The sequence below is a fragment of the Paenibacillus sp. SN-8-1 genome (genome assembly GCF_050995535.1).
Taxonomy (GTDB): Bacteria; Bacillota; Bacilli; order Paenibacillales; family Paenibacillaceae; genus Fontibacillus.
In genome coordinates, this window is the sequence record NZ_CP194782.1 from 4,548,649 (window position 1) to 4,563,608 (window position 14,960).

A 14,960-nucleotide genomic window follows, 5' to 3' on the forward strand; every position below is an offset into this window, starting at 1 on the left:
AGATCCCATGAACGGACCAATCATCGAAAAAGCAAAACAACTGCTGAACGCCGGTGGCCATGTTGCAGCCATATGCGGAGCGACACTTGCACTTGCGGATGCCGGGTTGCTGGATGATCGTCAGCATACGAGCAATAGTCCGGAGTATTTGAACTTATCCAGCCCCTTGTACAAAGGCGCTGCTCGATATAAAGGCGAGAAAATTGTGGCCGATGGCAATCTGATCACAACCGGTTCAGCCGGCGCACTAGAGTTAGCTCGAGGGTTATTGCGCTGCTGGACCTTTTTGCGGAAGAGACGTTAGAAGCTTGGTATAACTACTTTACTTCAGGCGACCCTAAATATTTTTATGCGATGATGGAGACGCTGCAAGAGAGCAATTCATGAAAATCTCATGAACTCAGCATAGCTGAACTACTCTTAAGCGTGAATTGACTATAGTCTAATCAGACTATATAATACGTTTTAGTCTAATTAGACTATAATAGTGTTTTAAAGGAGTTAAGACTAAATGATAAAGTCATTTTTAATGTTGGGTCAGTCTAATATGGCGGGCCGTGGATTTTTGCATGAAGTTGATCCTATCTATAATGAAAAAATAAAAATGCTGCGCAATGGACAGTGGCAGATGATGACAGAGCCGATTAATTACGACCGTCCGGTTTCCGGTGTAAGCCTTGCGGCGTCTTTTGCCGATGCCTGGTCGAAAGCCAATCCCGATGAAGAAATTGGTTTGATTCCTTGCGCGGAAGGCGGCAGTTCCTTGGATGACTGGCATCCGGAAGGCATCCTTTTTCAGCATGCTTTGTCCGAAGCCCGCTTCGCCCTGCGGTCCAGTCAAATCTGCGGAATCCTATGGCACCAGGGTGAGAGCGACAGTTATCGTTCGCTGCATGAAACTTATTCCGAGAGATTAACCCTTATCATCGAGACCCTAAGACACGAATTGAATCTTGAAGAGGTGCCATTGATCATTGGCGGACTTGGTGATTTCCTTGGGAAGACCGGTTTTGGACAGCATGCGACAGAGTATCGGCAGGTCAATGAACAATTGCGGCACTTCGCTAACGAACAGCAAAATTGTTATTTTGCAACAGCGACGGATTTGACGGCGAATCCTGACGGCATTCATTTAGACGCGGTTTCGCAGCGCAAATTCGGCTACCGTTATTTCGAGGCGTTTTCGAAAAAGTGTCATGTCATGCAACCCATTCCTGGGGAGGAGCAGTCGCTGAATGTGGAGCGCGATTATTCGAAAACCGAACAGATTTACCTTCATAGCCTAGATTTAGCTTCGGGTAAAATCACGTACGCAGAATTCGAGGCACAGATGGCGAAGGTGATGAACCAGTGATTCCCTTACTCATCCTTGGCTTGCTCATCCAAAACCCCGGCGCTCACGGCTATGAGCTGCTGGCCTTAATGGAAAAACGCCATTACAAATACATTGTAAATTTCACAAAAGGCTCGTTTTATTACAATCTGCAGCAACTTGAAGAAAAAGGTTGGATTGAACAGATTCACGAGAATCCTTTAACCAGTGGGCGCGAAATTCGGAACTTTAAAATCACCGAATCGGGAAAGGCTGAATTCGAAAAATTAATGGTCAAATACGGCACCAAATCGGAATATGTGAACCTACCATTTTACGGGGCACTGCTCTTTGCTGATGAATACGACAAAAACAAATTGCAGGAACTGATCCAATCGCAAATAGACCAGACTAAAGCCCGAATCGCTCTCCTTGATGAATACCTGTCCAACACACAGGAACTTCCCGGCACAATCGATTACTACCGCCGCATGAACGAAAATTCCCGTTCCCATCACTTGGTTAATTTAGAGTGGTTTGAACAATTGAGAGCAGAAATAGAGGGACCTGTTGAATAATACAAAAAGAAGCTAAATAAACTGCTCCCCAAAGAATAGACACTTTGAAAAAGTGGTTAGGCTGTGGGAGCCTTTTTGTATACTGGTAATGGATTTCAAATATTGCCAGGAATCATTATTGTGTTAAACCAGCACTTGTACTGGCTGGCCACGGAGTGCGGTCATCGATCGTCCGTCTCGCCCCGTCCGTGCATGGTAAGGGAGAGCAGGGCTTCGTTCCGACCCTCATTGGCATCGCACGGGAAAAAGGGGGTATCGGCCTATGTGGGGGACGGACTCAACCGGTGGCCGGCAGTGCACCAGTTGGATGCGGCACGTCTCTTTAGACTGGCGCTTGAGTCGGATCGCGGACCTTGAACAGGGCCACTACTTCAATAACTGAAACCTCTCTATCTCTAGTGGCAAGTATGGGCCATCCCTTTGTGGGACGGCCCTTCGCTTTCAAACGAATTAAATTCCTAATCCGGGCTTCTGTCTTCTTAGAACTTGCCCTTACTTGTGATACAGTTCTCCGCGTTGTCTATAACGGCAAATTTTAAGGCCATCCTTTGCTGGATGGCCTTTCATCATGGCCAATTTATGGGAGGATTCTCTCCCACAAGCAAAAGGCCGACTTCCTTATTCCATTTCATTTGGAGACGTTAACGGATTTTTGAGGGCAGGGAGTAGGACGCCGTCGATTAGTGAAGTGTAGAAATGCTTGTCGAAGGTTTTGCCCTGTACGAGTCCTCGATAAGAAGCCATTGAAGTAATAACCTGGCAAGCCATTTCAATGTCCGCGCGGGTGGAAATTTCACCGCGGCTGACGGCCCGGTGCATGAGCTCACGATTCACTACAGCCCACGGTTCGAAGATCTCTCCGTTAACCGTTTCCGGATTCTGCGATAAAAAGGAGCCCAGGCCTGCGAGTACTCGAAGTTTGCGTTCACCCTCTTCGATCGATTGCGGCTTCAATAGCGCGAGCAGATCATTGCGCAGTGTTCCCGTATCGGGCAAGAGGTCAAGCTCAAGATGATTTCGATTCATCCAGGTCAAGGCGTCTCGGACTAACTCTGTCTTGGAGGACCAGCGGCGATACATGGTCGCCTTTCCGGCCTTTGCTCTAGCTGCGACCATGTCCATGGTCATTCCATCAAAACCAGCTTCGGCAAGGATGTCGATTGTCGCCTCCAGGATTTGAGCATCCCGCGTGTGATCTCGTTTTCGGCCTAATGTTTTCGCTGGTTTTTCCGATACTTTGTCAGCTGATTTGGATCCGACTGACTCTTCTTTTTTAATATTATCCATAAAATTTAACCCTCTTTTTCGATACTTTATAATTCCGGAACTTGACAGTCTCGTATTGCGATGCTTTAATTTAAGTATCCCACACAGAACAGGGAATTTAAAGGAGGAGTATACCATGGACAAAAAAGTCTGGTTCATCACGGGAGCCTCTCGCGGTTTAGGACGCATATGGGCAGAAGCCGCGCTCACGCGTGGCGATAAAGTTGCGGCTACCGCCCGCAAATTGGAAGACGTTGCCGATTTGAAGGAACGTTTCGGGGATCTCGTTCTTCCCATGGCACTCGACGTAACGGATGCTGAGCAGGTCCGCCAAGTCGTTCAGCGGGCTCATGCCCATTTCGGCAAGCTGGACGTTGTCCTCAACAATGCCGGTTACACCTTGGTCGGAATGGTCGAAGAGGCAAGTGAGGCCGATGTCCGCGCTCTGTTTGATGCGAACTACTTTGGTTATCTTCGAGTCATCCAAGCCGCCTTGCCACTCCTGAGGAAGCAGGGCAGCGGGCACTTGCTCAGCGTCTCGAGCTCCCTTGGGATCGAGGCACGGCCGCTCATCGGCTTCTATTGCTCCTCCAAATGGGCGGTCGAGGACTCCACGAAAGCCTGGCGCAAGAGGTCAAGGACTTTGGGATTAAGGTGACGCTGCTCGAACCCGGTGCCTATGCGACCGATTTTGGCGCTTCAGGTAAGCGAGTACCGGAAATGGACGTCTATGCCGATGTACGGAAGCAGGTGTTCACGTGCCTATCAAACGAAAAACGCGGCAACCCTCAAGCGACTGCAGAAGCCGTTCTCAAGATCGTGGACGCAACGCAGCCCCCACTACGATTTGCGCTCGGCTCGGAAGTCTTGCCTACGGCACGTGGCATCTATGCTGACCGTCTAGCTACCTGGGAAGCCTGGGAGACTGTCTCGAATGCAGCGCAAGGCAACCCTATGCAATAAGCCGTATATATATCAGATAACCAACCGGCTTTCAAGCTCTTCTCGATTCGGTCAAGTTGCTTCCTGCTTTCGTTCTGAACGTCGCGACGCTTCTTGCAATAGATGAAAAAACCCGGCCTTTGTCGGACGGGTTGATTCATTTCGTATATTTGGGGATGTTACGTTCCAAGCTAAAAGGGCTTATGGGTTGGTGGGGATAACGACTTTACTCTTCTTAAAGTCCGGGCATCCATCTAAGCCCCTATACCTTAAATTGGCCTAGAAGCATGCAAAGAACCCGGCTGTGAACGACCATTCCCAAGGCGAAATATCCGCCCTACTTATGATATGGTTCACCCCGATTAATCTTCACCGCCCGGTAAATCTGCTCCACCAGCACCAGCCGCATCAGCTGATGCGGCAGAGTCATGCGCCCGAAGCTTAGCTTCGTCTGGGCGCGCTTCAGCACCTCGCCCGATAATCCGTTCGAGCCGCCGATGACAAAGGCGACATTGCTCGTCCCATAGGTGCCGAGCTTGTCCAGATGGGCAGCAAGGTGCTCGCTGGACCACAGCTGCCCGCCGATGGCGAGGGCCACGACATGGGTGTCCGACTTAATGTGCGCCAAGATGCCCGCGCCTTCGCGCTCCTGCACCTGGCGCATCTCCGCGTCACTCATGTTCTCCGGCGCTTTCTCATCCGGCACTTCGTGCACGGACAAGCGCAGGTAAGGCGCAAGACGCTTACTGTACTCCGCAATGCCCTGCACCAGGTATTTCTCCTTCAACTTCCCTACACACACGATCTGTATATTCATAGCGATATTGCTCCTTATTGGTCATTTGGTATGAAGATAATTCTAACATTGCAGTAACTTGAGATAAAGCCATCCATCCGCACGCCTTGGATAATTCACGATTCCCCATATAAGTCATGTCTGCACACGGTTCACTTATTCAGCTTGATGACTATATATATCCCACAGCCTATACACCCGAGCACACGGATAATCCGTGATATCCCAGAAAAATTGTAGTACACTGAGCAAAACCCACATCCCCATCAGAATACGCCCCAGTTGCTCACATACTCCTATATATCCATTCATCATACCTAACATAGTAAGGTGGTTTATTTAGTGAAAATAGCTCAAGTTACTAGATTCATATTCATGCTATCTCTAAGTGTGCTCTTATTAGCCGCTTGTACAAAAGGCGAACTCAAGTCAACTCCTCAACAAAGCCAGAGCCAGAGCCAAAGTCAGTCTCAGACTCAGCCGCCGGAACAGGAACAGATTCCCCAGACAGCGGGCAAGGACACACCTGAAGAAAGTGCACCTCCCAAGCCTGAAGATTCTCATTCCGCACCGGCAAGCACAAGCACTTCTCAGTCTCAGGCTGCTCAGAAGCAGAGCACTTCAGCCTACTCCCTCGAGGATTACGAAGGCAGCTGGATAGATACGAAGTTCAATCAGAGTACCTGTGATGATTGCCTGAACTCTATTCAGATTAACAGTAATAGCCCTGACAGCGGCACGCTGTACTTCGTTATGTATAATACTTACCGGGTGACGGACTCAGGAGCAGAGATTAAGCTTAGAAATAATAATACAGCAACCTTTCAGTTCAACGATGATTCCGGTAGAGGAACCGGTACAATCACACTCGAGGCCGGGCAAATTAAGATCAAGCTCAAACTCAGTTCAGGCCAGGACAACCTCAAGGAGGTCTACAATACAGAGCGGACCTTTGTACGGGACCCGTATAAGAACATGACTCATCAGGATCCCATCGCACTTATCGAGGATTACGCCAGAGATAAGGACGAGCTGGATAGCTTGAACTACAAGCTTGACTCCAGCGTCGAATGGAACGAGGACATCGATGGAACCGCCGAGCTTAAGATTGTTGTGGGTGTGGATGAGAATAACAAGATTATAAAGAGGTTTTCGGTAAATACGTTAACTGGACACATCAGAGACTTGTCTTCTAACTAAGCTTATTGAACCCTCTTCAGGTTCATATATCCGCGTCTATATAAAATAGCGACCGCTCCTGATCACCCGGAGCGGTCGCTATTTTATTTCACCAATTCTCCCCTATTCAACCCACACACTAGTCTGCATTTCGCTCAATGTCCCAATTTTGCAAAAATCCCAACCCTCCCCTGCAGGATCTGCATACACTGCATTATCAAACAGCCGGAGGTGATCATCTTGAGCGATTTCGGACATTGTCACAAGAAACATCGTCATCACAAGAGAGTGAAATTGGTTGTTCTGAAACCTGGTCAAAAAGCAATTGTCGTATGTAAACACAAAAGACACCACAGAAAATTCTGGTAGTCATTTTTAGGCTGTTAAGCGAGGGCCCTATTATAGGGCCCTTGCTTTACTATTTTTCATAGATTATAAGCCCTTCACGGTTCTATTGTACCGCCTTCATCCACTGAGAACATGCTTATCCCGCCGCCTGGTTCCGGCCGCTGCACTTCGCCTTGTAGAGCTGCTTGTCCGCCGCTTCCACCAGGGTACGCGCATCCATTCCCGCTGCAGGAACCACACAAGCTGCGCCAACACTGATCGTTACATAGTCCGCCACCTCGGACTCACGATGAGGGAGGTGGCGTTCCCTTATATCCTCGCACAACCCTTCTGCTGTCTCGATCACGAGAGCAAGCTCATATCCAGGCAGAATGACGGCGAATTCCTCACCCCCATAGCGGCTTAGTATCGCCGAACTTTCCCTTTGCTCCAGCGAGACTTTCAGTGTCTGGGCCACCTCCCTAAGGCACTCGTCACCTTGCAGATGCCCGTAGGTATCATTGTATTTCTTGAAGTAGTCCACATCGATGAGCAGAACCGCCACCGGAGAGATCTCCACCAGACATTTACCGAACTGCTTCTGGAGCTGATCGTCAAAATATCTCCGGTTATACACGCCGGTCAGACCGTCGATGACGGACCACTCCCTCAGCTGAAGATTAAGCTCTTCCAGCTTCTTATTGCTCTCGGCAAGCTCTAATGTCCGCTCCCGTACCTTCATATCCAGGCTGTTATTCACCAGAGCCAATTCCTCTGCGAGCAGCTCCGTCTTGTTAAATGTAAGCGAAAGCTTCTTGGACAGAACGAGCGAGAAGCAGAATGTGAACGCTGCAACGCCTACGGCATTGGAGCTAAGCTCCGCTACACTAAGAATGGAACCAAAGATATCGAACAACACCGCCAAAGCGAACACGATGTAACCTGCCAAGGCATATAATGCGCCTTCCCGTTTATGTACGGCTGCCCGTATTATGGCGAACAGGCCATAAACTGCGGCTAACACGGCCAGGATCTGATAGTACAGCAAGACCGGATAATAGATATATGACGGAGTCAAAATGGTGAATATCGAGTACAAGGCTGCTGCAGCCGTAATGACCCTGATGTAGATAACTGGAACCTCAGCAGGGAACAGCTTCCTAAGGAACATTGCAATTAGCGGAACGCCGATATAGAGACAGATATATTCCATTTTGGAGGCAAGCGCCCAGGGGAATTCCGGGAATAACTTCGTTATAAATACCTCATCTACCATAAGACTGCGGAGAGCCACAATGAGGCAAAATGCTGCGAAATACAGTAGTGACGTGTCTTTCCGCCGAAGAAGAGCAAGCCCAATATGATAGACACCCGCCATTAGAATAATCCCTAACAGAATGGCAGTGAAAATCGTCTTCCGATCATGACTTGCCTCGATCTCATCAGCGGGTCCATAGCGGATCGGTTCCCACATACCTCCAGCATAATTATCATAATTGGATATCTGGATAAGAATCTGCACCTGATCCGACTTTGGCTGGAAATAGACTACCTGGGTTGATTTTTGCGGTACACTGCTCTCCGGTTCTGTCCCTACCCTGCCGCTGACCGCCACTAGGCGCCCATCCACCCATAGATTATAATTCGAGTACATGACTGGTATAAGAAGCCCCTTCATCTCTCCGGGATTGCTTACCTTCAGGATTAACCTATAGGTGGCATAACCCATTCTCGGAAGATGTTCGCCCTTTAGGGTGAAGCTGTTCCAGTTGTCCGGCATATCCATGTACCCAGTCAGCCGCGGCCGCGGTACTCCTGCTGCGAAGTCAGCTGGTTCAAGCAGCTGATGCCAATATAATTCATAGACTCCTCTTAACTCAGAGAGTCGATTCTCCTTGTCCCATGCGGTGACATCGAGCACCCCTGGTCTGCTCTGAACAGGAACTGCTGATTCACCAATCCGCAGACTACAACCTGTTGCTAATAGAGTGCTGATTAGCATGATCAATCCTAGTCTTATTATCATAAGCTGTGCTCCCTTGGTGACATTGGGTATTGAATTTCAAGAACCTCTTCACATATTATCGACTTTAGAAGCGGCCTATTGAAGACGCACAGCGGGATTACTCCCGGCCTAGCATGAATGAGGCCTATATCCTAAAGGGTACAGGCCAATTGTACTATATTTAGTTTGGTTTTTGTTTACATTATCAGTAAAGGAAGAAAGAGAGATTTGAAGTCTACTCATATAAAATTAGCAGCATATACAAGAGAAATTCCTGCACTATACAACAAAGGGACGCCTTAGGCGCCCTTTTTAGCGAATATCTTATCCGTGCCCTCTACGGCAGGTTCATTTATACTACCAGAAAAACAGCCGCCTGGTCGCATTGCGAGCACTTCACTGGCGGATCCCAATCCGAGAACTCCGTCTCCTTCAAATCAACGATATCAGGGGCATCCTCAAATTCGTCCACGAACATATCAATCGCCAGTTCAACATGATCTTTGCATACTACGTACATAAGCTAAAGCGCATCCTTTCTATGCTGCAATCTCCATTTGGTCTGTCAGGGAGCAAGTCCCTCTACTTAAGTTCTACCATACTCCCGGGCAAAAGAAAACCGCATCTGCATGAAGTGGGTGGTCTTTAGCTTAATTCGTTACGTACCAGATCGAACGAACCAGAGGGATTGAATTGACTGTTCCCCTATGCAATCAGGCTTTCTGGCGATACTCAGACTTAAGCCCATTGCCCGCTCCAGATGGCTTGATCTTTCCCGCATTGCGAACTGAAACCATGGGGACAAGGGCAATCGAATTCGCTCCTACAGTTCCAACCTTCCCCTCCGCCTGCGCTTCCCCTGCAAGTCACTAACTGACCGCCTAACTACGTATACTCTAGATGATCTCCTTATGGTCCTTATGCTCCTCCTTATGCTGCTTATGCTCCTTACCCCGTGACCGACTTTGAACATCCTCTGGCACTACAGCATCGTACAGGTACATTTCAAGCTCCTTCGCATACTGACTTCTCTGCTCCGGCATCCAGCCAAGGGCCTCGGCCATATAACCTATAACCGGAGCCTTCCACTTCCGGACCCAATCGATATGGAACAGGAGGGCTCCAGTTCGGCGAATGAAGAAATCCGCCGGTGTGACGGCCATCTCCTCCTCTAGCGCATACCGGAGAGGGGTTAACACCTCGAGGGGCAGTGAGCCAGGGCCGGATAAGCCCCACTCCGAATCAACAGAATCCACAAGCGCAAATAGTCGATCCACGTTCGAGCCATAGCGGGATGCCCAGCTCGCCGCCAGCTCTCTTGGTACTCCGCGGCTTATGCCTTCTGCCGTCTTCTTCAATACAAACGCCTTGAAATGTTCAGAGCCTCCAACCTGTCCACCCGATATGGGCATCAGCTTGGTCGGGCAAGACGGGAACGGGGAGTGCCCCTCGTCCTGAAGCTGAGCAGCTACCTTATCCGTAACCGTCTCAGCCATCTTCCGGTAGCCGGTGAGCTTGCCTCCGGCAATCGTAATTAACCCGGAGGTCGACTGCCAAATTTCGTCCTTGCGCGAAATTTCCGACGGGTCCTTACCCTCTTCATAGATCAGCGGACGCACTCCTGCCCAGCTGGATTCAATATCCTCCGCCTTGATCTTTACCTCAGGGAACATATAGTTGATGGCATCAATTACGTACTGCCGGTCCGCCACCGTCATCCGCGGATGGCGGATATCCGCTTTGTATACCGTATCCGTGGTCCCCACGTAAGTCTTGCCGTCCCGCGGAATCGCGAACACCATTCTTTTATCCGGTGTGTCGAAATAGATGGCTTGGCGCAGAGGGAACCGCTTCTGATCAATAACGAGGTGAATCCCCTTGGTCAACTGCAACGTCTTGCCCTGCTTGGAATGATCCAGTCCGCGCAGCGTGTCCACCCATGGGCCTGCCGCGTTCACAATCTTGCGAGCCCGTACCTCATAGGTTCTGCCGCTGAGCAGATCGATCACTTGTACGCCTACCACAGTTCCCTTATCATAGATAAATTCTGTTACCTTCGTGTAATTCACCGCCTTCGCTCCGCGCGCCACCGCTTCCTTCAGCACCTCGATCGTTAACCGGGCATCGTCCGTGCGGTACTCCACATAATAACCGCCGCCTTGAAGCTTCGCCCGCTTCAGCAGAGGTTCCTTGCTCAGCGTCTCGGCCACCGAGAGCATCTGTCGCCGTTCGCCGCGCTTCACACCGGCCAGGAAGTCGTACACGCGCAGGCCAATGGACGTGGTGAACTTCCCAAAAGTTCCACCCTTATGGAAAGGCAGCAGCATCCATTCGGGTGTCGTTACATGGGGGCCATTCTCGTAGACGATGGCTCTCTCTTTTCCCACTTCAGCCACAACGCCGACCTCCAGCTGCTTGAGATATCTAAGCCCGCCATGCACAAGCTTGGTCGAACGGCTGGAGGTGCCTGCGGCGAAGTCCTGCATCTCCACCAGGGCCGTTCTCATTCCCCGGGCAGCCGCATCAAGCGCAATTCCCGATCCGGTAATCCCTCCGCCAATCACCAGCACGTCGAGAGCCCTATCGTTCACCATGTCTAGCAGAATCCGCTCTCTCCCCTTGCCCGAAAATGTAGTATTCATGCTCCCGCTCCTCCTCTCGCTGGACGCAAAAGAGACCACAAGTACGCAGCAGCCGCCCGATTATAACGACTGAGGTGTAATGTGGTCTCTCCTGTTCTCCTGACAAATGATTAACTTGTGGTTATGATACCATAATCATCATTACAATCCAAGCAAGATATCCAGTGGTTATTTGAATGCCATCGCAGCATGAACGGCCCTTTTCCATCCCTCATAGAGCTTATTCTTCCGCTCTTCATCCATCTTCGGCTCGAATACCCGCTCTAAGCTCCATTTCTCGCAGATCTCGTCTTGATCCTTCCAATATCCAATCGCGAGCCCCGCCAGATATGCCGCGCCGAGTGCCGTCGTCTCATTGATGACAGGCCGTTCAACCGGCAGCCCCAGAATATCACTCTGGAAATCCATCAGGAAGTTGTTCTTCACTGCCCCGCCGTCTACCCGCAGCGTCTTGACCGGGATGCCGGAATCCTGTTCCATCACATTCAAGATATCCTTCGTCTGATAGGCCAGAGATTCCAATGTTGCCCGGATAAAATGTTCCTTCGTCGTTCCACGGGTAAGTCCGAACATCGCGCCTCTGACCTCGCTGTCCCAGTAGGGACTTCCAAGCCCTACAAAGGCCGGAACCAGATACACTCCGTCTGTCGATTCCACCCGCGCCGCGTACTGCTCGCTGTCTTTGGAATCCCGGAACATGCGCAGGCCGTCGCGCAGCCACTGAATCGCAGAGCCCCCCACAAAAATACTGCCCTCCAGCGCATACTCCACCTTGCCATTAATGCCCCACGCGATGGTGGTGATCAGCCCATGCTTTGAGACTACAGGCTCCGTGCCCGTATTCATCAGCATGAAGCAGCCGGTTCCGTAGGTGGATTTGACCATACCCTGCTCATAGCACGCTTGGCCGAACAGGGCCGCCTGCTGATCTCCCGCCGCTCCCGCAATCGGCACCTGCTGGCCGAAGAAATGATAATCCGCGGTATGACCATACACCTCGGAAGATGGACGAACCTCGGGCAGCATGGCCTTCGGGATATCCAGAATTTCAAGCAGTTCATCATCCCACTTCAGTTCATGGATGTTATACATCAGGGTCCGGGAAGCATTCGAGTAGTCAGTTACATGGACCGCCCCGCCAGACAGCTTCCAGATCAGCCAGGTGTCGATCGTACCGAATAGAAGCTCGCCCCGTTCCGCACGTTCCCGCGAGCCCTCCACGTGATCCAGAATCCATTTCACCTTGGTGCCCGAGAAGTAGGCGTCGATCAGAAGACCTGTCTTCTCCCGGAATAGACCGTCAAGGCCCGCGGCCTTCAGCTCATCGCAAATGCCTGCCGTCTGTCTGGACTGCCACACCACAGCGTTATAGATCGGTACTCCTGTCTCCTTATCCCAGACAACCGTCGTCTCCCGCTGGTTCGTGATTCCGATGCCCTCAATCTGGCTTGGCTTCACACCAGACTCGGCTAAGCAGGAGGCAATCACGGCCAGAATGGAGCTCCAGATTTCATTGGCGTTCTGTTCCACCCAGCCCGGGTGAGGGAAATACTGCGGGAACTCCCTTTGCGCCGTATAGACAATCTCGCCCTGCTTATTGAACAGAATAGCGCGGGAGCTGGTCGTACCTTGATCCAAAGACATGATATATTTCTCCATAAACGGATCCCCCCAGTTAGTTGAATGAAATAGATTAATTTGATCGGTCAAAAAGCCTTTCATTCTGATCCATATTGCTTGATTAACGCTTCATTCGAGGTTGTGACCGCGCTTGCCCCGGGTTGAATCAGGTCCGCGTGCAGCAGCATCTTTTTCCCATGTTCCCGGGCCACCGAATAGATGTTCCTCAGCTGGGCCACATGCGTGTCTAGGAAGACGGCATACTCGTAAGAGCTCTTTAGAATTTTCTCGAAATGCTTCATATGTCGGGCGGCGGGCAGTATCTTTTGTCCATGAAAGGCCATACCATCCCTCTTTCACTATAGTGATTTTAGGTCAACATATCCAATTGGTATCTATATAAGTTGAACTTAACAATTCCCCCTAGGCAAGAGTGTGGAATGATTCTCATGTGTAAATCAATAGTTCAACTTATATTTTACGAGATTGGCACCAACAACATGACAGTGCGTGACGGAACCGAACAAATATAAAGAAACAGCCCACTCTATACCGCCCTTGCAAAAAGCACCCCTTCAGGAAACCAAGTTCCTAAAGAGGTGCTCACTCACACATATAAAATCATGTTATTTCTGCGAATCAGTATCCTCGGCAGGCTTGTCGGTCAAGGTAACGGTCAGGGTCATTTCCTTGCCATCGCGGTACAAGGTCACATCCATCTCTTCCCCAACCTTCTTCTCATCGTACAAATATTTGCGCAGGGCCAGCGTGGATTCCACCGGCTTGTGGTCCAGCTCGGTAATTACATCGTTCAGCTTGATCCCGGCCTTCTCCGCAGGTCCGTGAGACTCCAGGACAAGTACTCCCTCTGTAATATCGGTGGGCAGCTTCAGATCCTTGCGCTGTTCATCGGTAAGCGGAGCATAAGGATTATTCAGATCCAGAGAATAGACCCCGAGATAAGGGCGGATCACCTTGCCGTGCTCGATCAGATTATTGACGGTATTCATCACATCATCCACGGGAATCGCAAAGCCAATCCCTTCTACACCCGTATCCGAAATCTTCATCGTGTTAATGCCGATAACCTGACCATTCAGGTTCACCAGGGCGCCGCCGCTGTTCCCTTCGTTAATCGCCGCATCGGTCTGAATTACTTCCTGCTCCCAGTCATACACGCCGTCCTGATTAAGAGACACCGGAATAATCCGGTCCGGGTAGCTCACTATGCCGGATGTGAGGGTGTCACCGAGACCCAGCGGATTCCCGATCGCAATGACGGTCTCTCCGAGGCGAAGGCCTTTGGACTCGCCCATCTCGGCTACCGTACTGATGCCATCCGCATCCATTTCCAGAACAGCCAGGTCGCTAACCTGATCCTTGCCAACGACGGTTGCTGTTCTCGATTCTCCGTCCACCGTCACGATCTCAAGGTCCTTCGCATCGGTAATCACGTGGGCATTCGTAATAATGTAGGCCTTATTATCTGCCTTCTTGAAGATAACCCCCGAGCCGAGCGCAGCATCCTCATTCGCCTTGGCCTTGGAGGATGAGTTAGCCTGGTGGTTCAGAATGCTCACGACCGCCGGCCGTACCTTGGCTGCCGCTTGAACAATTCTTTCGTAGGGATCGCTGTCCGTCTTATGCAGGAGACTCCCGTTCAGTGCTCCACTTTGCATCTTGGAGGGAGGACTTGCAATGAAGCTGTACAGCAGAACAGCAACAACCGCACTGAGTACGGAACAGATTAATGAAATTTGAAATGTGCTGAAGCTCCTCCGTCTCTTAGACCCCGAGGACCATCTGCTGCTGTCCGTGTTCGTCCTGCGAGTTAGCCGTCTTGATACTTTGGTGGAATAAAAGTCGTCGTCAAACAATCCCATGGGTAATTCTCTCCCTCCGTTGATACGCTCCCGGTACTTTCCTTGTCCTTGCATTATCTCTCTATATGTGACTGCATTATTGCTCTTGTTCTATCTCTTGATCAACCACTCTTCGTGGCTGCATGATATTTGAAATAATGGAGGGGACTTACGTGTCAAATTAAATATTCGCCTCTTCATGTTATGCTTTTTAAGTATCCATGTATGAGGGCCGGACTCGCTGGGTAGGCAATCTTTTTTGCCCGGCCCAAGTCTAGGCTTCTGTCCATAAGCTCTGCATTACATGACGTTATGAACATCCATTTAGTTACTATCTTAATGACTATTTTTTCAAGAAAACAGGAATGATTTGCCTTATAGATGATTACACTAGTACAAGCTTCATAGATATATTTATTCTATCAAAATTA

General features: G+C 50.1%; 13 protein-coding genes and 2 pseudogenes. 7 read left to right on the forward strand and 8 right to left on the reverse strand.

The features are described from left to right. The first annotated feature begins 7 nt into the window (after positions 1 to 7). The 4 genes and pseudogenes from ACRRNK_RS22320 to ACRRNK_RS22335 all read left to right on the forward strand — a co-directional run. Entirely contained in the window at positions 8 to 304 is a 297-nt protein-coding gene (locus ACRRNK_RS22320; protein WP_433944781.1) for a DJ-1/PfpI family protein, read from the forward strand. A 207-nt stretch (positions 305 to 511) separates the two neighbouring features. Next, positions 512 to 1,354: a sialate O-acetylesterase gene (locus ACRRNK_RS22325; RefSeq protein ID WP_433944782.1), complete on the forward strand. Its 843-nt coding sequence runs from the start codon at positions 512 to 514 to the stop codon at positions 1,352 to 1,354. Beyond that, positions 1,351 to 1,890: a PadR family transcriptional regulator gene (locus tag ACRRNK_RS22330; protein ID WP_433944783.1), complete on the forward strand. Its 540-nt coding sequence runs from the start codon at positions 1,351 to 1,353 to the stop codon at positions 1,888 to 1,890. The genes ACRRNK_RS22325 and ACRRNK_RS22330 overlap by 4 nt, the downstream gene beginning before the upstream one ends. 149 nt (positions 1,891 to 2,039) lie before the next feature. After that, positions 2,040 to 2,232: pseudogene (locus ACRRNK_RS22335) on the forward strand (3-beta hydroxysteroid dehydrogenase); the annotation flags it as partial. Positions 2,233 to 2,508: 276 nt separating this feature from the next. Here ACRRNK_RS22335 and ACRRNK_RS22340 read toward each other — a convergent pair. Continuing rightward, positions 2,509 to 3,177 (reverse strand): TetR/AcrR family transcriptional regulator, encoded by a 669-nt coding sequence (locus ACRRNK_RS22340; RefSeq protein ID WP_433944784.1) that lies wholly within the window; start codon positions 3,175 to 3,177, stop codon positions 2,509 to 2,511. Positions 3,178 to 3,292: 115 nt separating this feature from the next. Between ACRRNK_RS22340 and ACRRNK_RS22345 the strand changes: the two genes are divergently transcribed. Both ACRRNK_RS22345 and ACRRNK_RS22350 read left to right on the forward strand, forming a co-directional pair. Further along, on the forward strand, positions 3,293 to 3,814 hold the full coding sequence (locus ACRRNK_RS22345) for an SDR family NAD(P)-dependent oxidoreductase (RefSeq protein ID WP_433944785.1): 522 nt from the start codon (positions 3,293 to 3,295) through the stop codon (positions 3,812 to 3,814). Continuing rightward, positions 3,811 to 4,119 carry a hypothetical protein gene (locus tag ACRRNK_RS22350; RefSeq protein WP_433944786.1) on the forward strand — a complete coding sequence of 103 codons (309 nt, stop codon included), beginning with the start codon at positions 3,811 to 3,813 and terminating at the stop codon, positions 4,117 to 4,119. Before ACRRNK_RS22345 ends, ACRRNK_RS22350 begins: the two co-directional genes overlap by 4 nt. Positions 4,120 to 4,435: 316 nt before the next feature. Here the strand turns inward: ACRRNK_RS22350 and rlmH are convergent, their stop codons facing one another. Then, on the reverse strand, positions 4,436 to 4,915 hold the full coding sequence (gene rlmH / locus ACRRNK_RS22355; RefSeq protein WP_433944787.1) for a 23S rRNA (pseudouridine(1915)-N(3))-methyltransferase RlmH: 480 nt from the start codon (positions 4,913 to 4,915) through the stop codon (positions 4,436 to 4,438). A 321-nt stretch (positions 4,916 to 5,236) separates the two neighbouring features. Between rlmH and ACRRNK_RS22360 the strand changes: the two genes are divergently transcribed. Next, a complete protein-coding gene (locus ACRRNK_RS22360; protein ID WP_433944788.1) occupies positions 5,237 to 6,094 on the forward strand; it encodes a hypothetical protein in 858 nt (285 codons plus the stop codon). A 463-nt stretch (positions 6,095 to 6,557) separates the two neighbouring features. Here ACRRNK_RS22360 and ACRRNK_RS22365 read toward each other — a convergent pair whose 3' ends face one another. The 6 genes and pseudogenes from ACRRNK_RS22365 to ACRRNK_RS22390 all read right to left on the reverse strand — a co-directional run bounded on the left by ACRRNK_RS22365 (position 6,558) and on the right by ACRRNK_RS22390 (position 14,550). Then, positions 6,558 to 8,426 (reverse strand): diguanylate cyclase, encoded by a 1,869-nt coding sequence (locus tag ACRRNK_RS22365; RefSeq protein ID WP_433944789.1) that lies wholly within the window; start codon positions 8,424 to 8,426, stop codon positions 6,558 to 6,560. A gap of 331 nt (positions 8,427 to 8,757) precedes the next feature. Then, entirely contained in the window at positions 8,758 to 8,925 is a 168-nt protein-coding gene (locus tag ACRRNK_RS22370; protein WP_068621573.1) for a CxxH/CxxC protein, read from the reverse strand. Between the two features lie 376 nt (positions 8,926 to 9,301). Continuing rightward, entirely contained in the window at positions 9,302 to 11,047 is a 1,746-nt protein-coding gene (locus ACRRNK_RS22375; RefSeq protein WP_433944790.1) for a glycerol-3-phosphate dehydrogenase/oxidase, read from the reverse strand. 168 nt (positions 11,048 to 11,215) lie between these two features. Continuing rightward, positions 11,216 to 12,706, reverse strand: coding sequence for a glycerol kinase GlpK (gene glpK, locus ACRRNK_RS22380; protein WP_433944791.1), 1,491 nt, complete (start codon positions 12,704 to 12,706; stop codon positions 11,216 to 11,218). Positions 12,707 to 12,828: 122 nt separating this feature from the next. Then, positions 12,829 to 13,011, reverse strand: a pseudogene (locus ACRRNK_RS22385) (glycerol-3-phosphate responsive antiterminator); the annotation flags it as partial. 282 nt (positions 13,012 to 13,293) lie between these two features. Then, positions 13,294 to 14,550 (reverse strand): S1C family serine protease, encoded by a 1,257-nt coding sequence (locus tag ACRRNK_RS22390; RefSeq protein WP_433944792.1) that lies wholly within the window; start codon positions 14,548 to 14,550, stop codon positions 13,294 to 13,296. Positions 14,551 to 14,960: the final 410 nt, after the last annotated feature.